The 23,200-nt window shown below is 40.2% G+C and carries 7 protein-coding genes; all 7 read right to left on the reverse strand.

Annotated features, from left to right (window positions below):
* The coding region (locus tag GCCT14_RS00915) for an insulinase family protein (RefSeq protein ID WP_157952427.1) at positions 1–2,810 on the reverse strand (2,810 nt) is incomplete at its 3' end.
* Between the two features lie 156 nt (positions 2,811–2,966).
* Complete coding sequence (locus tag GCCT14_RS00920) at positions 2,967–5,903, reverse strand: insulinase family protein (protein WP_108623819.1); 2,937 nt, start codon at positions 5,901–5,903, stop codon at positions 2,967–2,969.
* A gap of 94 nt (positions 5,904–5,997) precedes the next feature.
* Positions 5,998–8,736: an insulinase family protein gene (locus tag GCCT14_RS00925; protein WP_157952428.1), complete on the reverse strand. Its 2,739-nt coding sequence runs from the start codon at positions 8,734–8,736 to the stop codon at positions 5,998–6,000.
* A gap of 159 nt (positions 8,737–8,895) precedes the next feature.
* On the reverse strand, positions 8,896–10,491 hold the full coding sequence (locus tag GCCT14_RS00930) for a peptidase M16 family protein (RefSeq protein ID WP_108623821.1): 1,596 nt from the start codon (positions 10,489–10,491) through the stop codon (positions 8,896–8,898).
* A complete protein-coding gene (locus tag GCCT14_RS00935; RefSeq protein ID WP_157952429.1) occupies positions 10,464–13,418 on the reverse strand; it encodes an insulinase family protein in 2,955 nt (984 codons plus the stop codon). The genes GCCT14_RS00930 and GCCT14_RS00935 overlap by 28 nt, the downstream gene beginning before the upstream one ends.
* A 195-nt stretch (positions 13,419–13,613) precedes the next feature.
* Positions 13,614–18,428: a beta strand repeat-containing protein gene (locus GCCT14_RS00940; RefSeq protein ID WP_157952430.1), complete on the reverse strand. Its 4,815-nt coding sequence runs from the start codon at positions 18,426–18,428 to the stop codon at positions 13,614–13,616.
* A gap of 92 nt (positions 18,429–18,520) precedes the next feature.
* Positions 18,521–23,170 (reverse strand): hypothetical protein, encoded by a 4,650-nt coding sequence (locus GCCT14_RS00945; protein WP_108623824.1) that lies wholly within the window; start codon positions 23,168–23,170, stop codon positions 18,521–18,523.
* Positions 23,171–23,200 lie beyond the last annotated feature (30 nt).

Below are 23,200 nucleotides of genomic sequence, written 5' to 3' on the forward strand. Positions count from 1 at the left end.
ATTACAATGCAAAAAGCTCGTGTTGTTCGGAGGTTGAGAATGGCTGACCCATACGATTTAAAAGACCGATAGTCAATTTCTCGTGCATGATCAGCAACAGAACCCCAAAACCTCCAGGAAAGACGATCAAGTGCCAGGTCAGACAATTGATGCGCCCAATGTGTAAGGTTGACAGCGGACAAAGAAGTGCGAGATGCCAATTGAGTTTTTAAATTTTGAAATTTATCGTCATGGAAGAATGGGGGCATGTCAAAATTCTTTAATAATTCTTGAATAAACTCTTCTGTTTGAACCTGCAAGAAAAGAGGAGTGTTGGTTGAAGATTGAAGATAGAAGGTTAGAAAAATGTGCCCTCCTACTTCTTCCAGTGATACTTGTGCTCTTTCTACATCTCGATTTAGTCCTTGGTAAGCTTGAAATGGTTGATTGAGTCCGTCTGACAAAAGAGATGCTAGCGTGTATCCATGAATTGATTCTAAACTTCCGAAGTCAATAGCTACCAAGACACTGGAAGCAGGAGCCCTAGGAACTTCAATTTTGTTTAGTCCAGTTTCAAGGCGAGAAGCCATTTTTGGCTTCGAAGGAAGGTTACCTCTAAAACAGTCTGCCATTTTTTCCCAAGTTGCAAGAGGACTGCGTTTGTTTTTTCCTATGAATATCCCTTCTGGATAAGAATTCTCACGAAACTCTTCGTAGAATTCTTGACACTCTTCTAAAGTTAATTCAAGAACACTTTTTACCTGTTCTTCTTTAGAGATAGATGGTTCACAGATCTGATCCCTAAGAATCTCAAGACTTGCTTGAAAAAGATCTTGCTCACTTTCAACAAATTTTTTCAAAACAGTTTGTTTCAATGCTTGAAAATTTATTTCTTCAAGAAGAAGAGGCTGCTGTATTTCTCGAAGGATATTTTTCATCATCAAATCAAGACAATCGATCCATCCACAAACGAATAAATCCAGAGAATAGGTGTTTTCTTCTAAGCTGACTTCAGCTTCAGCTGCTTTTGCTTCAAAAGAGAGCTCTTTAATTCGTTCCCTGAGAACCTCTGCCAAAAAGAGAAAAAGCGCCCTATCCTTAGGTAGAGAGCTAATCATACTTGGGTGAGTCAGACGTAAATGCCAAATTTCTCTTGGCTCACCGAAACATCTCTCTTGAATGAATGCAGCTTTTTGTCCACGAATATTTTGAAAAATTTCTGGATAGAAAGAAAAATTATCCGAACATTTTTGTAAGGTAGGACCTAAGACTTTTCTTGGTAGAAAATTATTTTTATCAGGAATATCTAGAAAGTTTCCTATTTGGGGGATAGGCAGCTTAGGTAAAGTGCATGTAAAGAAGGGAATAGTGCGAAAAGATTGTGATAAAAAAACATTTTCTAATGGTTTATCTGGAACGTCATCGTTAATTGAAAACCATTCCTGAGAAGAACAGTTCAAAATTACACTTTTAGGTCTTTTATGTAACATTTTAGTGATAGCAATAGGGTCAAATTGGAATGATTGCACTTTTTGTGAGAAATTAGGAAAAGTGTCAAAAGGTTCAGAAAGCATTTGGTTTAAAAGAGAAAAAATTCTCGTTTGGGGATTGGAATAAGGAGGGTATGCTACTAGCAGCTCTTGAGATATTTTCTCCTGTGATAAGAATGCTGTTACATCGCTTCTTTTACCGAATTCAAGTATAGAAAATAACAGTTCACTTAGAACTTGATTCCAATGTTGAACTCCCATCTGTGTTAGTTCCGCTTCAATCATCAGTATGGTTGGAAGGTAACTATTCGAAGTTTCGAAGTAAGCCCGTAGCTTCTCAATAAGTCCTGTTTCTTTCAGAAGGGCTTGTGGAAGAGCTTTTCTTTCATCTGAAAATAGTCGAGTCAGAAAGAATTCTTCTCTTTGAGATGCAGGCAAATTTCCTTCAAGTGGAATAGCAATAACGAGGGATCTTTCGTTGTTTTGAGAAGGAACCCATGTAAATGTATCACTATTTATGAACTCAGGTAGTGGTGGTCGTTCTGATAGATCACTTAGTAACAAATTTTCTAGGATTGGAAGAACTTCATCTCGAATCGTTTCTAACGATTTTGGGCTAATTATTACCATGTGCATAGGAGAAGAATGGTAATGTTCCCTGAACCAATTTTTGATTGCATCCGGAGAAATCGATGATAATTGCCCTGATTCCTCCCAAACAGATTGAAATAATGGATGCTCACTATTACAGTTTTCTGTTAGCGCCACCCATGTTCTAATAGAATTATCGTTTTCTAAATTATCACGAAATTCTTCAGAAATATTTGCACTTTCTTCTCTGAGATCCTCAATCAAAAAATACGGACTCTGAATCATTGCTTTGAATCTCTGCATCGCTCCTTTAAGTCGATAATTTGGAACTGAGGTGACAAATCCAGTTGCTCCGACTCCGGTCCATGAATAAAACGATCCACCTGATTGAAGGGTAAAATCGCGTAAGCTAGTACCCTCTGGAAAAGTGGCATTGCTTTTTGAAGAGATTATGTGTTGTACGAGATGTGCGATACTGTGGTTCCCATTTAAGTGGCAAAAAGATCCAGTTTCTACTAGCAACCCAATCGTGGTTTCTGAAGCCCACTTGTCCTCAAGAAGAAATAAGTTAAATTGCCCATTCAAAGACCATTTTTCGCTTGGAAGTTGTTTCTCACGTATAAAAAGAAGCGATTCATCATTGGAGCCTTTAAAAGGGATGGATTCGAAATTGTTATGACTATGTAAAAGGAAGGGGCAGGCAAATATGAATAAAAGGAGAGAAAACTTTGTTCTACTCTGAATAATCATGATGCTCGACTCCAAAATTCTGGATCTAAAAATAATCCAATTCAGCACGCGTATACTTGGAAGAAACTTTTCGGTTAAAACAAAAAAACCACCTGCGCTCGAAATTCGACCACAAGTGGTTTTAAAGGCAATAATAGCTAAGCAGAAGGTTAATTATTAAGAGTGAGCTTGACTAAGAACTTCTCTCGATGGTGTCGCCTGAGCTAAAGGCCCCTCCACTGCTACCAAGAATTGACAAGATGTTTCTTCGCCAAAAACATTATTGCAAAATTCTTTGAACTCTTGAAATGTGAGCTTATTGACAGTTTCAATAGCCTCTCTCTCAAAAGACCACTTTTTCCCTCTTTCGAAGGCAATAGATGCAACCTTTCCAAGAAGTTCTAATGGGGATCCTTCTGGGGCCGTAAGAAGTTCTGAGCAAGCTGAACGAAGAGCATCAAATTTGACTCGGTGGAAGTAAGGGTCTTCTCCTAGGTTCGCAATAACGTCCTTAAATAGACGTCTGTACCTTTCAAGAAGGTACCTAGAGTCAACTTTAGTAGATTGTGTGATGATTGTGAAAAAGACCCTTCCGTAAGCTTCTTGCAAACCACAACGAACTACGTAGCCTAGTTCCTCCTTTTCTCGAAGTTGATCCATCGCAATTGAATCCATTCCAGAGGCAAGAATCCAACCGCAAACAAAAGCCATTGGATCGCGATTAGACCCACAATCAACAGAAAGCCGTGCTGCGTGGCCAGGGAGATCAGAAGAGAAATGTGCTTCTTGAAGACCCTGGGCTAATCCTGGATGGAAAATATCAACTGCCATTTCTTGTGTGTAATTTGCAGCAAAGACTTTCTCTATAGGTTTTAACAAATCTTCAAGTTGTTCTCTATTTTTCTGACCGAGATAAACAGCTTCGAAACTTGCCTCTCTGAGGAAGAAATCTTTGAATTCTTGAATCGAAGCACAATCAATGCTAGACAAGAACAACTTTCTCTCTTCCAAAGTTGGTATTAGAGGGTTGATTTGTTCTAAAAATAGGCGACGAGCAGTCTGAAATGGCGGAGCTGACTCTATTTCCATGATCTCCAGCTTCATTTCTTGGAGTACACGTTCGAAAGTCTCTTTACTAATAGCTGTGCTCTGTACGCCGTTTAATGATTCTTGAATGACTCTTTCTGAAGCCCCCTCCCAAGCAGAGAAGCATAGTTCAACAGAAGACGGTGACTTCTTACCAATAGTCAAACCATTACCGGCAATACCTGCTTCATAAGAAAGCGTATCCAGCTCTTTGCTAACGATTCTACCCCACATTTCTGCCATTAAGTGCCATGTAGGATTCTTTATGAAGAAGAATGGGTGCTTCAACTGCACCAATAGGTGATCTTTTGGGATTCCAAAGTAATCATCTTGGATAAGATAGATCGGACCAGATTGAAATCCAAATTGAATTTGTGGATTGACTTCAGTCATGTTACCAAATCCAATGAAGTGTGGGTTTGGTGTCCCAACGGGGAGAAAACGTTGCTTGGGTGGAAAGGAAAACTCAGTATTCGATCTACCCAAATTCGGAAGGGTGCAAGCAAAAAAGTTGTATCCCCAAAGATCCATTTTGTCCAGTTGACTCTCTTCGGTTGGTTTTCCAGGAAGATTGTCTTCTGCTAAGACCCATTTCGCAAAGTTGCCCCCTAGAAGAACGATTTTTTTGCTCAGTAGAAGATCCTTGCAAGCAGCTTTGTAAGATTCCCACTCAAAGGAGTGTGGTGCAATTGTGTAGAAAGGAAATGTCTCGATAGGCTCCTTCATCAAAGCAAGAGAATTTTGAGAAACAAATCCAAATGGGTCGAGCTTTCCACGATATTGGTAGTTTAGGATTTGTGACTGCCTTAATTCTTCAATGATCCTATTGGAATCGTCTTTCGATAATAGAGCGGCTTGTTCCAAGAATGTTTCTACTTGTGCGGCTACTTCTCTCCATTGCTTTGTTCCTAAATCTGTCAATTTAACTTCCAGAACGAACAAGTTTGGTAGACCTCTTCCCAATGTTTCAATTTCTGCACTGCAGCCTTCTGCGAAGCCAAGATCTTTCAAAGTAAAGGAAAGACCATTTGGATATTCTGACCCTACAAGATGGGAGAGGAGGTATAGGTTATGTTGTTTCTCTGCTTGGCATGATTCCATATAGGGCCATACAAAAATCAGGCAGTTAGTTCCTTGCAAAGTCTCTACGAAAATAAATTTTGATTCCTCTTGCACATAGACTTCCTCTTTCCTTTCCCAAGAGGACCTAATGGGAACACTCTCAGCAAGCGGAAGAACGATGTCGCGCATCTCTTCTAGAGGCTTTGCACTTAGGAAAACACAACAGCTTCCTTTAGAAGAATAGTGTTCTTCAAACCAATTTTTCAAATCTTCTCCTGTGACAGAAGAAAGAAGCTCTTTGTTACCACAATGGTATCCTTGAAGAGGGCAGTTCTTATTCAGTTGAGACAGTATCCCTGACCAGATACGAAATCCGTCCCTAACAGAGTGAATTTGGAATTCTTCATCAACGGGTGTTAACTCTGATTTAACATCTTCTTCCAAAAAGAGAGGCTTCTGCAGCATTGCAAATATTCGTTCTGCCGTAGATGCGAAAAATTCGTTTCCTAAAGCTATTCGATACGTAGTGTACCCAAGATAAGTAGATGCGTTATAAATCCCTCCCTGCCCTAGAACGAATTCGTTGATTCCACCTGGAAATTTCTCATTACTTCTACCTGCGACGAGGTGCTCTGTAAAATGTGCAGTTCCTCTAAAATGTTTAGGATCGTCCGCTGATCCGGTTGGTACACACACTCCAATTGCGGACTGTGGCGCCTCTGGATCATGAACCAAAAGGAGAGAAATACCGTTTTTCAATCTCCATTTCTCAACTTGTTGATCAGTAAGCCTCGGGCTTAAGTTGACGTAAGGGTTCTGGTCTGCAACACACTCAGTTGGGGAAGAAGACACTTGACCTTCCGAGAGATCCACTATCTTCTCGTCGCTACCTTCGAGAGCTCCACCAGAAAATAAGAGGAAAAAAACTAAACTTAAATGAGTTAAAGAATTAGCAAAGAACTTCAAGTAAAACCTCCGTTCTCATTTTGCCATAGTTTGTGTATGTAAAAGATTCGTAGAGAGACACCATGCCCGAATACGTCTTATTTATCCAACTGCTTCACTCTTTGTTCTCCTGCAGTGATCCCTCAACAAAATCGTGAAAAGTAAGCTTTTTAACAACTTCAACCGCTTTCACGTCGAAATTCCAATTTTTTCGTTTTTCTACACCCAAGTGATACACTCTTTTCAAAAAGTCACTTCCACTAGTCGAAGGAGATTCGAGAAGCTCCAAACAGCTCGCCCTGAGTGCCTCGAACTTATCTTTATGAAAGAATGGCTCTGTTCCTAATTTACTAAGTAATTCTTCAATTAGTTGGTAGTAACGCTTCAATAGGAAGTCGCATGAAACTTTAGTGGATTGCGTTAATATCGTAAGAAAAATTCTTTCAGTAGATTCTTGAGATCCACATCGCGCGACATATGCTAATTCTTCTTTTTCTCTAAGTTGATCCATGACAATTGGGTCAAAACCAGCGGCAAGAATCCAATTGCAAACAACTACCTCCGGAGAAAGTGCAGATCCACAATCAACTGATAGTCGAGCGGCATGTCCAGGAAGTGTAGAAGGGAAACGAACAATCTTTTCTCCAAGTTCTAATCCATAGTGAACGGGATCAGACCTCATTTCTGGCAAGAAGTGAGCTTTAAACGATTGCGCCAAAGGATTTACCAGTTTTGAGATTGATTTTTTATTTCTCTGCCCCAGATAGAATACTTCGAAACTTGCTTCGCTAATGAATACACCGCTGAATTTTTTCAAATCATTCAAACTAACTTCTTCAATAAATGTTTTTCTTTCTTGCAATGTAGGTAAGACTTCTTGGATGTTCTCTTCAAAAATCCTACTAGCTGTTCTAAATGGAGGAGAGGATTCGATCGATTCGATTTCTAGTCGAATCTCTTCAATAACTCTATCAAGTTCTTTTTGAGTAATCTTGGCTTGACGAACTTGGTTTAACATTTCCTGCATCAATTCCTCTGATTTAGTTTCCCAAGCAACAAGGGCAAGATCGAGAGAATAAGGAGTCTTAGGACCAAGTGAAACGCTATTTCCAGATGTTCTTGCAAGATATTCCAAGTCATCGAGACTTTTGTTAACTACTCTACCCCATGTTTCCGCAAGTAGGTGCCATTGAGGATCCTTTTTTAAGAATCGGATATGCTTCATTCGGATACGAAGATAGTCCTTGGGAACTCCGAAAAATACGTCACGGACAAGATAGATAGGTGAAGGCTCTATGATCTCTTCTGGACTGAATGCGAGGGTGCTATTCTTTTCTATACGATATGGCTGAGGAACAATTTCCGGAAGAAATCGTTGAAATCCTGGTGGAATAAATTCATGAACTTCTTTTTTTAACTTAGGAAGTGGTGAATCAAAACATTTGTAACCCCAGTTAGGCATTTCCTTCAGGTCTTCTTTTTTTTGTGGTTTGCCTGGTATGTCCTCTTTCGCTTCACTCCACTTACCAAATGACGATCCTAGAAGGACAATTCGATTTGACTGTTGCAATTTCTTAACTGCTTGTTGGTAAGAAGAGTAGTTGAAATTTTGAGGTGCGACACTGTAGAACGGGAACGTTGCTAATGGCTCCTTACTCAATGCAACAGTAGCTTGTAAAACAAAATCAAAAGGTTGTGTTTTACCACGGTATTGATGGGCTAGAATTTGCGCAGATTTTAATTCTTTCATGGTTCTACTTGCGTGTTCAGGATCGATTTGGGATGCCCATTGAAGGAATGATTCCATAATAGAATAGACGCTTTTCCACTCCTTCACTCCTTTGTCTGTTAGTTTTACTTCGAAACAAAATAGAGCTGGTAAGCTTTCTCCCAGAAGCTCTATCGAGCCTTCGCAGATTTCTGCAAGTCCAGATTCCTTGAGCTTGTATGAAAGTCCACCTGGATGGTCGGAGTTGATTAAGTGAATAAGCAAATAAAGATCTTGTTGTTTTTCTGAAAAAGGGTTCGGATGATAAGTCCAAACTACCAGAAGACAATTGGTGCCTTGTAGTGTTTTTACGAAAATGAAACGAGACTCTTTTTGTTCGTATGGAGGGAGGGATCTCTTCCATCCCATTCGAACTGGAATTTTTTCAGCAAGAGGCAGGATAAGTTGTCGCATTTCCTCTATTGGTCGAGCACTAATTGCGGCACAAGTTGCATTACGCGATGTGTAGTGATTTTCGAACCATTTCCTAAGAGATGCACCGCTCTGTTTCCCAAGAAGCAACCTATTACCAGGATGATAGTGTTGAATTGGAAAGCCTTTGTTCATTTGTGAAAGAATTCCAGACCAGACTCTAAATCCGTCATTCATGGAATGAATGTAAAACTCTTCATCTATTGCAGCCAATTCTGCTTTTGTCTCATCCTCCAAAAAAAGAGGATTTTGAAACATAGCGAAAAGACGTTTTGCTGTTTGCTCGAACAGATTGTGACCTAAAGAAATAGCATAGAATGTTATTCCCATTGACGTAAGTGCATTGTAGGTGCCGCCTTGGCCAAGAACGAATTCGTTAATGCCATCAGAAAATTCTCCGTTCGTTCTGCCAGCGAGCATGTGTTCTACAAAATGAGCTGTACCAGGCGCATCGATTGGATCGTCTGCTGATCCGGTCTTGGTTAGCAGACCAACCCCGAATTGGCTTGCATCCGGATCTTCAGCTAGAAGAAGTATTATGCCATTCCGAAGAACCCACTTTTCTTGTTTAATTTTTTGTAAACGTGGGCTGAAAGTTTGGTATGGGTTCTGATCTTTGACTAGATATGGACACTCAAAATTGCGTTTAGTCATTAGAAAACGTGCTAAAAAAACCAAGACTCCTGACAGGAAGGCCCCAAAAAGAAGAAATATATTCAACGCTAATCTCCGTGGTTGATTTCTCCGAATGGGAAAAGGAGAAAAACTGGAGAGGATGCATGAAAGATTTTATTTCGCCAACTTTTTCGAAGATCAATTATTAAGACAATTTATATATTGCAAATTGCACATTTGTAACGGCTCCATGCGTCTTAAATCCATTAAGCAGGGCAAGCGAAAAGAATATGCACTTTTTTCCAAAAGAGGGACTAAGCATTCGTAGATATGATAGTCATTCTTCGTCCATTCTTTAATTTCTTTAGATGGGTAGCCATTGAGCATCAATTCGTGTTGAATTTTTTTCCATTCACGCAAGGGTGAACACATGAGAATGAGTTGTGGTCTGTCTAGGAGATTTTGAATGAAAGCTCTACATCGGTTAGGATCTAGGCGTGACATATCTATCTCTTGTGACGGAAAAGTTCGTAATGTTTCCCTTGATAGGGCTAATAAAGTTTCTTTTATTGGGAAAGGCAAAGATTTACTTTTTGAAACTTCTTCTGCATGCAAACAGCTTATAAATTCTTTGATTCGTTCATCAGATAATTGAGACGATTTTTTCATAAAACTATTGATATGAGATCCTATTTCTCTCCAGTGCATTGCGCCTTGTTTTGTTAATTTGAGTCGCACAGAAAATAGAGTAGGTAATTGGTTGCCTAATTTTTCAAGTTTTGCTTCGCAATGAGATGCCCATCCTAGAGAGCGAAAAGTATTAAGAAGACCCCCGCTGTAATCCATAGAAAATGGAACGCACAGTAGGTAAAGAGGATGTTGTTGTTCTGAAATCTCGTCTTCGAAAAAAGACCATACAAATGAGAGCGTTATTTCTTCGTTTGGAGATTCAACAAACATGAGTGAAGAAGAAACCCATTTTTCAGATAATCTTTTTGGTTTTCGCATTACTTTTTGGCGCATTTCTCCAACTACATCCAGAATTAAATTTCTTACCTCTTCAGTAGGCTTAGGAGTAGAAATTATGCAGGTTGTTCCTTCTGCTGTATAAAAACAATCAAACCATCTTTTCCATTGTGCAAGTAGGTCTTCTGGTTCAGTGTAAGGATCATCTAGGCTTTTTGGTTTTAGCTTCATTAGAAGAGCATTCCAAAGTCTATAATCACTTTTTTGAATGGACGCGAGTATATCATGTTGTAATTCTTCTGAAATTTCATTTGATAATATCGATACATCAAAAGGGCAAAAACGATCACGATGAAATAAAGAGAAGAAACGAGAAAGAGTTGAGGGGAATTTATCATAGTCTACTTCAAGTTCAAATATAGTTGAATCAAGTGTGATCGATACGGCAAGTTCACCTTTAAATGTTTTATGTAGCAATCTAGCAACGGCCTTAGCTGTTTTACCATACAATGAAGGATCATCCGCAAAGCCAGCTGGAACGGAAATCCCTATTTTACACGTTGCATCAGGCGGCTCATAAAGAGGGTGAGTCAACAGAAGTCGCACTCCGTTTTTCAATCTCCATTTTTCACAAATTGCGGCTCTAAGGCCTCTGAACAATACCTCTTTACCAATTAGGCGATGAACTTCAGGTTGCCGATCAAACGAACGACAACATGGAAACATAGGGAAAAGGGTCAATAAGGTTAAAGAAAGATAGCGCAAAACGAAACACGATTCCTTACTCTGTATTCCTTTGTTCACTGTTTCAAAAGATTGAATTGGCACCAGTTTGGCCTCCCTCTTTGCAAAACAGTCTCCTTCTGATCAGAAGGAATTCCCTGTACCTGAATAAAGAAAGCTTGTCGAGTCTCCTTAAGAAGGTTCTCCTTAATGAAGTGGACAATTTCTTGATGGGTAAGCGCCATTGCCTCCTGTGTCAGTGATGTTTGTTCATTGGAAATGCCTGTCTCTAAAAATATTTTTTTTGCAAGGAGGTTGGAGGCAATCTGAGCTTCTTGGATTGGTCTTCTAAGTTGGTGGAGGGTTTTTATTTTGCTCTCTTCAAATAATAGAGGGGTTTCTGACAAAGTTTTCAAAAGAGACTCTCCAAGAACGTCAAGAAATGAAAGAAGGCGATCTTTTGAGAAAGGAGAATGTGGGAAGGTGGTTGTTAATGTTAGATATAGACGCTTATCGGTGGTAAATGGTTGGACTGAGAATCGCAACAATATGTCTTCAATTAAGTCTCGTTCTAATAGCGATTCTATAAGCTGTGTAAGCATCCATTGTTTTACAGAGGACTTAGCTGAGTAATTCCCCAAAGAGATTGCAATAGAGCAGGCATTTCCTGGTTCTAACGAATACAAGATTTGTTCTTCTTTAGGTCTAATTTCCTGTTGGTTCACTCCCTCTAAGGCAGTCCTTCTATTTGTGTCAAAAAAACCGATAGATGAGACCCTCTTCCACCAAATTTCTATATCTGATTTGGAGTCTTTACCGAAGTAGCACCCCTTTGCAAATCCCAGATCTTTGACTTGCTGAAGAAAGTAGGTAGCCTGGTGAAAAGATAGCTCGTTTAGATCATCAATTCTTTGCTCAAGAGAAAATCCGTCAAATAAGATTGATTCCATTTCCATTAGTGAAAGTCTTTCTGGGACAAAGAAACATCTTTCATTTAGAGATTGGATTCTTCTCTTTTTAGCGAGATTAAATGTCTCTTCTGAAATAGTAAGTTGACTCAACCCTTGAAGAATCGATTCAACAAGGGCGCAACTTTGTTCACAAGGTCCGGATACAAATATAGACATCGTTCTAGGAGTAATTAGTTGGTACTTAATGGTTATACCGGCTTTTCGTGCAAGGTAAGTGACCGAACGCGTTGCCTCTTCCAATAAGCTGACACATAGCTGGAACAACTCCGCACCTGCTGCACTTCCTGGGCTTGTAGATGGGTCTGGCAGTGCAAGAAAAATTTGCCAATGTCCAACAGGTTGTGATGAAAGTGTGTCTGAGCAGTAATAAAATTGTTCAGTTCCTCCGGAAATATCAACTGGTTCAAAGAATATTTCATTTGTAGATGGTGTTTTTTTATTTGGCTGTAAAAGCAAAACATTTTTTGGGGGCGTAAGTAAATTTTTAGCTAAACTAGCTTTTGGAAGTTCTGGAAGGTTTCTAAAGAGCCACTGAAATTGGTTTGCTTTTTTACGTGAATGGACGTGCAACCATGCTTCTTTTTCTTTCAATCCATCGTGTGCACGATTCCATTCATCGACTGGACAAGCCAACGTAATCAGTAATGGATCTTGTTGTGTTATTATTCGTGACTTTGCGCTTGAATTAAGCTCATATGTTTGAGTAGAACAGATTTGTTCATCTGGACAATATGAAAGGCCACCTATCAAAATTTCCTGTAAGATTTGAAAACAGGATTCTCTACTTTTTGTGCCTTCTTTAAGGAGATATTGTGCCTGTCTGGCATTGAATTCTTCCTGGGCATACGAGTCTATATTCACTTTTTCGACAATTGTAGAAAGGCCAAGTAGAATTTCGGAAAGCACCATGGACCATTCTTTAGTTCCTTTTTTAGTTAAAAAGGCACGAATGCGAAATTGCCTTGGCAATTCGCTTTGAGCAGGTCGCTCGATGAGAGAATAGTCGATATCCTCTACGAATCCACATTCTCTCAAAATCGATACTAGCCCTCCCTTCGCCTTATGGAGAAGCAATTCTGCTATGAGTTCTTCAGCACTTCTTTCATACAGCTTTTCTTGTGCATTTCTAGCTGGAAGAGTCCATTCGAGTTCCAATATTCTTTCTCTTTGAGTGCAGACGTAAAGTAGCGATGGCTCTTGTCCGCGATAGGGAGAGATGTAGTTATTGTTAATTGGGCTTTCTTGCTGATCAATACTTTCTGGGAATCTTTCAAAGCAACTGATCAGCATAGGTTGCATTTGCTCTACTGTTAGTGGGGCCTTTACTACTACGAATAAACGTTCACCGGTATAATTTTTTCTGTGCCAGTTTTTGAGAATCTCAGTTGTAATACGACTTAAGTCTGTTTCTTTACCAAGGCTAGATTGATGAAGAGAGTGTTCCGGAGAATAAACTTCTTCTCTAGTCCACTGGATACGGAATTGGTCACTTTGCAACCTTTCTGCATGTTCTAAGGATATTTCTTGTTTAGCGAGCTTTAGCTCTTCTGAGCGTATTCCTGGATTAAGAAGGGCAGTTGAAAAAAGATCTATACTTTCCTCGAAAAGCGGAAGAGAAGTGGACAAATAGTAAAGCGTGTGATCTTCCCGAACGGAAGATTCAAGGTATATCTTTTTTTGTTTTAGAAGTTCTAGTAATGGTTTTTGCCCAACATTTGCATTAAGAAAAAGTGTATGAGTCAGGACGTGAGCTAGTCCAAACACCTCACTTTTAGGACTTGCATATCCGGACGCAACAGCTAAGACAACGTCACATTGGTCGGCTAATGGGTCAGAAATTAATACAAGAGAGGTGCCATTTCTTAATCGGATGCGTGACTCTTGCCTGTTCTTTAGTTCATTTGAGTATGAATATTCCCTTTTAAAAGGAATTTCACTGTGTAGGGAAGAGCCAAAGCAAGAGCCGTGCGAAGGCGTAATGCCTCCCCTCAGAAGTAAGATGGGGCAGAAACAGCAGAACACATGAACGAATCGCATAGTTTCTCCAGGAAATAAGTTCATCAAAAGAGCCCCTCGAAATATCCTTTTTTTGGAGGAATTTCTACAGTTGATTTGGATGAATTTTTTCTTATTCAAGCCATTGATTTTGCGAGTTGTATCACAGTGGTATAAGATGGACAAGCCTTGGAAGGGTTATGCGCATTTGTTGAATGATTAGGCTAGGTTTCGTTTTTATTTTTTGTCCCTACTTATAGCTTAAGATGTGCTTGGGACGCCTAAGGTAATCATGTTCCCAGTGAAGTAGCTTCGGTAGCTTTGTTGGGAACCGCTTAGCAAGAACATAGTATCCTCATTCCACTCGGGTTCTATATCGAAAAGTGTCACATCAGAGAATACAACTCCCCATGGGCCTGAGGAGGTTAGCGACACATTAGTGATGCCTAGTACGAATATATTAGATTCTTCCCCTCCCTCAGTAGACACTTCAGTACTTAGACTTACAAAAACTGTGCCTGATGAACTTGTTAGAGTAATATCCGTGAATGTTGTCATATCGGTGTTTTCAGAGCCTCCGGAGGAGGAGTCGTCTATATCACTGTTCCAGTGCTCTATATCTGCTGCGGTTGCCGGTGTAGTGGTAGTTTCAAAGTACCTGGTGAATTCGTCAGTTGTAGAACCTAGTATATGACTGTCAGCATCGTCGTTCCAGGCCTCGTCTTCCTGAGCAAATTCCAGTTCAGTGCCTACAATGCCCCATGGCCCGGAAGAGGTTAGAGATATATTAGTGATACCTGCGACAGATGTTGTAGATAGTGTGCCTCCGTCTGAGAAATCGTCTGTGTCTGCATTGTCCCATGCTCCAGATGTTGATCCACTTGTTAAGGTTATATCTGCGAAGGCGGTCGTATTAGTTTCTTCACTACCGCCAACTAAGAAGTCCTCAGCATCGATATTCCATGATGAGTTCTGCCCTTGATGAGATGTAGCCAATGTCACACGTGTGAAGTCACTGGAAAGCATGTCATCATCAATTATTCCACCTCTTGTTGTGATGTCTGTATCTCTGTTCCAGTGGAATGGCAGCTCAATCGGAGTCTCGTAGAAGTAAGTCATGAAGTCTGTTGTAGAACCTAACGTATGGATGTCAGAATTTTCGTTCCAATTGTTGTCCATTTGAACAAAGTCGTAATCAGTACCAACTACTCCCCATGGGCCGGAAGAGGTTAGTGAGACGTTCGTGAAGCCAGAAGCTGATGTAGTATATAATACCCCTCCATTAGAGGCGTCATCTGTATCTACGTTGTATGAAGTGAAGGTTGTTGATCCACTTGTAAGGGAAACAGCTGTGAATGCTGTCGTATCAGTCTGCTCATCTCCACCAATTGAAGTGTCTTCAGTGTCGATGTTCCATGATGAGTTCTGCCCTTGATGAGATGCAGTCAGGGCCACATGTGTGAAGATGGTAAGCATGTCATCATCAATTATTCCACCTCTTGTTGTGATGTCTGTATCTCTGTTCCAGTAGAATGGCAGCTCAATTGGAGTTCCATCGAAGTATGTTTCTATCTCGTCATCAGATCCAGAGATCTGATCTTCAACATCACTGTTCCATTCATTATTTACCTGGATCAAGTTGGTAACAGTACCAACTACTCCCCATGGGCCGGAAGAGGTTAGTGAGACGTTCGTGAAGCCAGAAGCTGATGTAGTATATAGTACCCCTCCATCAGAGGCGTCGTCTGTATCTACGTTGTATGAAGTGAAGGTTGTTGATCCACTTGTAAGGGAAACAGCTGTGAATGCTGTCGTATTAGTGTTTTCATTACCACTAGTTGAGGCGTCTTCTACATCAACATTCCATCTTGAGAGCTCTAGTGAGATTCTAGCTGGTAGGCTCACATTGGTGAAGCTGGTGAGCATATCGTCATCAACTATTCCACCGAGTGTCGTGATGTCTGTATCTCTGTTCCAGTGGAATGGCAGCTCAATTGAAGTTCCGTCGAAGTATGTCTCTGTCTCTTGATCGGATCCTGATACATTATCTTCAACATCACTGTTCCATTCATTATTTACTTGAACCAAGGTGGTAACAGTACCTACTACACCCCATGGGCCGGAAGAGGTTAGTGATACATTGGTGATGCCTGAGACAGATGTAGTAGGTACTACACCTCCGTCTGAGAGATCGTCTGTGTCTGCATTCCATGACCCAGATAGTAATCCGTCTGTTAGAGTAATATTTGTGAATGTAGTCGTGTTAGTGTTTTCTTCACCACTAATTGAAGCATCTTCTATGTCGATATTCCATGATGATACTTCAGTTGCACCGCTTGTTAGACTAATGTTGGTAAAGCTGGTGAGCATATCGTCATCAATTCTTCCGCCGAGTGTCGTGATCTCTGTATCTCTGTTCCAATAGAATGGCAGTTCAATTGGAGTCTCTTCAAAGTAAGTCATGATGTTGTCTATCGTTGAACCTAATGTGTAAAGATCTACATTAGTGTTCCAAGGCCTATCGACATTGACGAACAGTGTATCTGTTCCGACAGAACCCCATGGACCGGAAGAAGCTAGAGAGATGTTAGTGATATCTTGAACAGATGTAGTGGATACTACACCTCCTCCGTATAGGTTATCTGTGTCTACATTAGACCAGATTCCAGAGGTTACTCCGCTTGTTAGGCTCACACTTGTGAATGTGGTCGTATCAGTTTGCGCATCGCCACCAATTGAAGCGTTATCTATGTCGATATTCCATTCTGATATTTCAGATGCACTTGCTGTTAAGTTAACACTGGTGAAGCTGGTGAGCATATCGTCATCAACTATTCCACCTCTTGTTGTGATGTCTGTATCTCTGTTCCAGTGGAATAGCAGCTCAATTGGAGTGCCATCGAAGTATGTTTCTATCTCTTGATCGGATCCAGAGATCTGATCTTCAACATCACTGTTCCATTCATTATTTACTTGAACCAAGGTGGTAACAGTACCTACTACACCCCATGTTCCTGAAGAGGTTAGTGAGACATTAGTGATGTCTTGAACAGATGTAGTAGATGCTGTTCCTCCATGAGACAGATCTTCTATATCTGCATTAGACCAGATTCCAGATGTTGATGCGCTTGTTAAGCTCACACTTGTGAATGTGGTCGTATCAGTTTGCGCATCGCCACCAGTTGCAGCATTATCTGTGTCGATATTCCATTCTGATACTTCAGTTGCACTGCTTGTTAGGATCACATAGGTAAAGGCATTAGATAGAATGTTGTTATCGCTGCTTCCTCCTATCGTAATATCATCTGTATCGAGATTCCACGATATTGGAGGCGGTGAGTGAGATAGTGATATATAAGTAATTCCTGAGACAGTTGTGGTGGATGTTACACCTCCGTCTGAGACGTTGTCTGTGTCTGCGTTGGACCAGGTTCCAGAGGTTACTCCGCTTGTTAGTGCAAGCGCTGTAAATGTCACTGTATTAGTTTGTTCATCACCACCAATTGAAGCATTATCTGTGTCGATATTCCATTCTGATACTTCAGTTGCACTTGCTGTTAAGTTAACATTGGTGAAGTCGTTGGATAGCATATCGTCATCAACTATTCCACCTCTTGTTGTGATGTCTGTATCTCCGTTCCAATATGGTTGCAGTTCAATTGGAGTGCCTTCGAAATAAGTAATGAAGCTGTCTGTAGTTGATCCTAATGTGTACTGATCTACATCAGTGTTCCAAGGCGTATCGATATTGACGAATAGTGTATCTGTCCCGATAGAACCCCATGGTCCTGAAGAGGTTAGTGAGACATTAGTTGTGTCTGAGATAGATGTACTAGATACTACTCCTCCATCTGAGACGTCATCTGTGTCCCTATTCCATATTCCAAAGGTTACTCCGCTTGTTAAGCTCACACTTGTGAATGTTGTCGTATCAGTTTGCGCATCGCCACCAATTGAAGCGTTATCTATGTCGATATTCCATTCTGATACTTCAGATGCACTGCTTGTTAGGCTCGCATCAGTAAAGGCATTAGATAGAATGTTGTTGTCACTGCTTCCACCTATAGTAATATCATCTGTATCTAGGTTCCACGATATTGGAGGCGGTGAGTGAGATAGTGATATATAAGTAATTCCTGAGACAGTTGTGGTGGATGTTACACCTCCGTCTGAGACGTTGTCTGTGTCTCTATTCCATATTCCAGAGGTTACTCCGCTTGTTAGTGCAAGTGCTGTAAATGTCACTGTATTAGTTTGTTCATCACCACCAATTGAAGCATTATCTGTGTCGATATTCCATTCTGATACTTCAGATACACCTGCGGTTAGGTTAACATTAGTGAAGTCGTTGGAGAGCATATAGTCATCAACTATTCCACCTCTTGTTGTGTTGTCTGTATCTCTGTTCCAGTAAGGTTGCAATTCAATTGGAGTGCCATCGAAGTATGTTTCTATCTCTTGATCGGATCCAGAGATCTGATCTTCAACGTCACTATTCCATTCATTATTTACTTGAACAAAGGTGGTAACAGTCCCAACAACACCCCATGTTCCTGAAGAGGTTAGTGAGACGTTAGTGATATCTTGAACAGATGTAGTAGATGCTGCACCTCCATAGGAGAGATCATCTGTATCTACATTGTACGAAGTTGAGGTTGTTAATCCACTTGTTAGGGCAACTGATGTGAATACTGTCGTATCGGTTTGTTCATCGCCACCAATTGAAGCGTTATCTATGTCGATATTCCATTCTGATACTTCAGATGCACTGCTTGTTAGGCTCACATCAGCAAAGGCATTAGATAGAATGTTGTTATCGCTGCTTCCACCTATCGTAATATCATCTGTATCTAGGTTCCACGATATTGGAGGCGGTGAGTGAGATAGTGATATATAAGTAATTCCTGAGACAGTTGTGGTGTATGTTATACCTCCGTCTGAGACGTTGTCTGTGTCTCTATTCCATATTCCAGAGGTTACTCCGCTTGTTAGTGCAAGCGCTGTAAATGTCACTGTATTAGTTTGTTCATCACCACCAATTGAAGCGTTATCTATGTCGACATTCCATTCTGACACTTCAGTTGCACTGCTTGTTAGGCTCACATCAGCAAAGGCATTAGATAGAATGTTGTTATCGCTGATTCCACCTATCGTAATATCATCTGTATCTAGGTTCCACGATATTGGAGGCGGTGAGTGAGATAGTGATATATTAGTAATTCCTGAGACAGTTGTGGTGTATTGTCTGTGTCTCTATTCCATATTCCAGAGGTTACTCCGCTTGTTAGTGCAAGCGCTGTAAATGTCACTGTATTAGTTTGTTCATCACCACCAATTGAAGCATTATCTATGTCGACATTCCATTCTGACACTTCAGTTGCACTTGCTGTTAAGTTAACATTGATGAAGCCTGTTGAGAGCATATTGTCATCAACTATTCCACCGAGTGTCGTGATGTCTGTATCTCTGTTCCAGTGGAATGGCAGCTCAATTGGAGTGCCTTCGAAATAAGTAATGAAGATGTCTGTAGTTGATCCTAATGTGTAAAGGTCTACATTAGTGTTCCAAGGCCTATCGACATTGACGAACAGTGTATCTGTACTGACAGAACCCCATGGTCCTGAAGAGGTTAATGATACGTTAGTAACTACTGAGACAGATGTAGTATATATTGCTCCTCCATCTGAGACATCATCTGTGTCTCTATTCCATATTCCAGATGTTACTCCACTTGTTAGTGAAACGGCTGTGAACGTGGTTGTATCAGTTTGTTCGTCACCACCAATTGAAATGTCTTCCGTGTCGATATTCCAGTTTGTTTCTACTGAGTTTCTTGCAATGAGAGCTATATTATCGAACGAGTCGGATAGAAGATCGTTGTCAAATATTCCACCAGATGTTGCCCCATCAACGTTAATATTCCATCCTTGAGGAAGTTCTATTGGAGTGCCGTCGAAGTAGGTCAGGACGCTGTCTATCGTTGAACCTAGCGTGTAAAGATCTACATTAGTATTCCAAGGCCTATCGACTTGAACAAATGTTGTGTCAGTTCTTAACTCTCCCCATGGGCCTGAAGGTATTATAGAGACATTAGTGATCTCTGAGATAGATGTGGTATATCTTATACCTCCGTCAGAGAGATCATCTGGATCTTCATTAGACCAGGTTCCAGATATTGAACTGCTTGTTGGGGCAATAGCAGTGAACGTAGTTGTATCAGCTTGAGCATCACCACCAATTGAAGTGTCTTCTGTGTCAATATTCCATAATGCAGTTGAAGTTGAGCTCGTTGTTAAGTTCACATTGGTGAAGCTACTGGATAGCATATCGCTATCAGTGATTCCCCCTCTTGTCGTGATATCTATATTGTCGTTCCAGTAGAACTCTAACACAATTGGAGTGCCATCGAAGTAGGTCATTAAGCTGTCTATCGTTGAGCCTAGTGTGTAAAGATCTACGTTAGTGTTCCAAGGCCTATCTACTTGAATAAATGTTGTGTCAGTTCTTAACTCTCCCCATGGTCCGGAAGGTGTTATAGAGACATTAGTGATCTCTGAGATAGATGTGGTGGATCCTGATCCTCCGAAGCTGATGTGATCTACATCTACGTTATTGTTCCACTCTACCTCATTAGTACGTGGTGAGATAGTGATTGTGACAAATGGCGTTGTCGAGGAGTATGTTATGTTATTCTCCGAAACACTTTCTATTGTTAGGTTCCAATTATTGTTTGTCCCATTGGATATTGGCAGGGTCTCTCTTATAAAGATTTGTGTTAGTTCTTCGTTATCTGTTACCCCGCCTCTTGTAGCATAAACAGTATTGGTATTCCAAGATTCTCCAAGTAGGAATTCGTTCTCATAAAAGTAACTTGTGAACTCACCAGTTGCTCCTAAAGTGTAAGTGTCAATATCTTCATCTACTTGTCTGGGCAGCTGAATGAAGTTATTATCGGTTCCTACAATTCCCCATTCTAAGGAATCACTCAGAGATATTTCCTCTACAACATATAGCCTTTCTGTTTCCAAAATACTCCCAGATGAGATGGCTTCTGGATCAGAATTTGCTGTTGTCCATGCAAATGTATCTGTTGGTGAAAGTGATATGGAGGTAAATGTAGTCGTATCAGTGTCATACGAGCTGCCCATTGTAACGTCATTTGTATCACTATTCCATAGCAGTGCGTCTGGCAAGGTTGAAATTGGTAAGGTTACGTTTGTGAATAAATGCGAAAGCAGTATTTCATCAGTTGGAGCAGGTATAGTGACTAAGTTAATATCTAAGTTCCAGATATGATCAGATGGTGGTTCCAGTATTATTGATTCGAATGCGACTATGTTCAGCTCGTTATTTCCACCTTGTGTGTAGTGATCTACATCTCTGTTTATCCATACAAATGACTCTTGAGGTGTTGTTAGTTGCACTCTTGAGATGTTCACTAAAAGAGTATTATTCGGAACATTCGAGCTGCCAAGTGTTAGATAGGCCGTGTCTCTATTCCATGGTTCCCCTATCAATATAGGAGGGGTTAACTGAATTTCAGTAATGTTAATTTCTTGGAAGATATATCTATCGATCCCTCCAATAGACTCATCATTTAAGTCACTGTTCCAATGATGGTTCTCTATATTGCCCGCAGAAAGGGTAACATTTGTGAATTCATTGGTGATTTCAATTATGGTTTCAGAGTTACTCCCCAGGATTTGATCGTTTATGTCATCTGGCTGGTAAGTTGAGATGATTGATTCTGGGAGGGAGACTTCAGTGAACGAAGTATCAATAAACTGGCTTTCCTCTGGATCATAGTGCAAGGAATCGATGTTCCAAGTTGTATTTATTAGTGTTCTAGTTTCTGGCAGGTTAACATCTGATCCTAGGAGGAATGTATCGAAGATTACTGTGTTTTCACTTCCATATGAAGTGGAAATTATGTCGATGTTCCAACTATCATTTGATGGGATTCTAGTTGGTAGTATGACATTTGTAATGCCAAGGATCGGATCGACGCTAATAGTATCTCTGCTACCTAAAGTTTCGTCGTTTATATCACTTGGTACATATGTTGATATATCAGACGCCTGTAGAATTACAGCTGTAAACGAGAGATCTAATGAGTAAGTTGAATCTGAGTTATATCCGTTTACTGAAGTTTCTAAATCTTCATTCCACGTAGTATTGGTCAATCTAATTGGTTGAGTGAGGTAAATTGAAAGTCCTGCAAATTCAATTGAAGTATCACTTAATGCAATCCCACCGTGTACGTGCACATCTGAATCAACGTTAAATGAATCGTCTTCAGATTCACTTGGGGGTATTGAGACCCTTGTGAAGGAGATATCTGAAATCGCTCTAATCGAATTATCACTTCCAAAAATTTCATTATCTATGTCATTTGGAGTGAAAATTGATGTGATCGATTCAATAAGTGTAATTTCTGTCGGTGAAATTGAGTTGTCATAAATTGTTTGTAAGTCAGATCCATTTGATGTGTTTTCTACGTCAAGATTCCAAGCGACATTTGTTAATCTGGTCGGTGATGTTAGAGATACTTCATTCCCTATGAACTCATCTGAAGTAGTCATTAAATCAATGCTACCGTTCATATAGTTGTCAACGTCTGTATTCCAATATGTGACAAGTAAATTGTCAGGAGATAGTGAAACATGTGCGAACGTTGTTAGTAGATTGTATGAGTTGATGATTGGACTTCCTGATACAACAGAAGAAATCGGTAAGTTCCATACTTCTGTGGTACTTATTGGTTCTTGATATAGTAAAATAACTTCGTTGAATGTCTCTTCGTTGGCATACAGATTTATACCATGCATCCCATCTATTAATCGTGCTGTATCACTATTCCAAGATGTTAAAGTGGAATTAGGAGGTGTTAATCTGGGTATATTTGTTGCCGTAATTGTCCATGTTGGACCATCACTTCCTAATAAGTGATCATCAACGTCTTCGTTCCATTCGCTATTTGTAGAGATACCAAATAGGTTCAAATCAGGAACTGTTATTAACAGAGGGTTAAACGAACTGCCACTGACGCTGTCGAACGCATCGGAATTCCAGGATGAGACTACTCCAATAGTTGTTGGCATCATAATTTGCATAAATCTTGGCAACGTCAAAATTGGCCCAGTGATATCTCCTCCATATGATAATATAGATGGGTCAAAGTTCCAATTTATTGACGAAATCACATTGCTACTGATTAGTGAAATGGACGGAACATTCAAACTTTCGCCTGAATGTAATGATTGAATAGTAAATAGATTTAGATCGATATTCCACTGAGTTTGATTAAATGAGTTCGCTGTTAGGATTATAGGTGAGATTCCGGAAGTTACAGAATAGTCAATATCACTTGGTTGTCCTGATGCGATAGTGATATCTGTATTCCATTGTGTGTTTTCTGGCTGTGTAGGTTGTACGCTTACTCTTTCGAATAGTGTGGTTGCAAATGTGTTCGTTATATCACTGCCATTGACTCCAGTTTCACTTTCAACATTCCAATTTGTTGAAAATAGAATAACTGGGGTTAGCATAGGCTCCGTAACAAATTCACTGCCGGGTTCTCTAGTCAGCCTTTCGGATCCACCACTAATCACGTCTTCTAGATCTTCATTCCATAACATAGCTCTAGGTTCAGTTAATGTAATAATCCTGAAAATTGTGAAAGACGGATATGCGTCCTCGGAATATGAAGGACATGCTGTGTGAGCTACTACACCTTTATTCCAATAACTGTGGATAGTGCTAGGTGTTTCTATGGAGACTTCTTGAATGTTTACATCAGATGTGTAGGTAGGAGACAAGACTTGGGTTATATCGTTTTCATCTACTGA

Source organism: Candidatus Similichlamydia epinepheli (assembly GCF_003056015.1).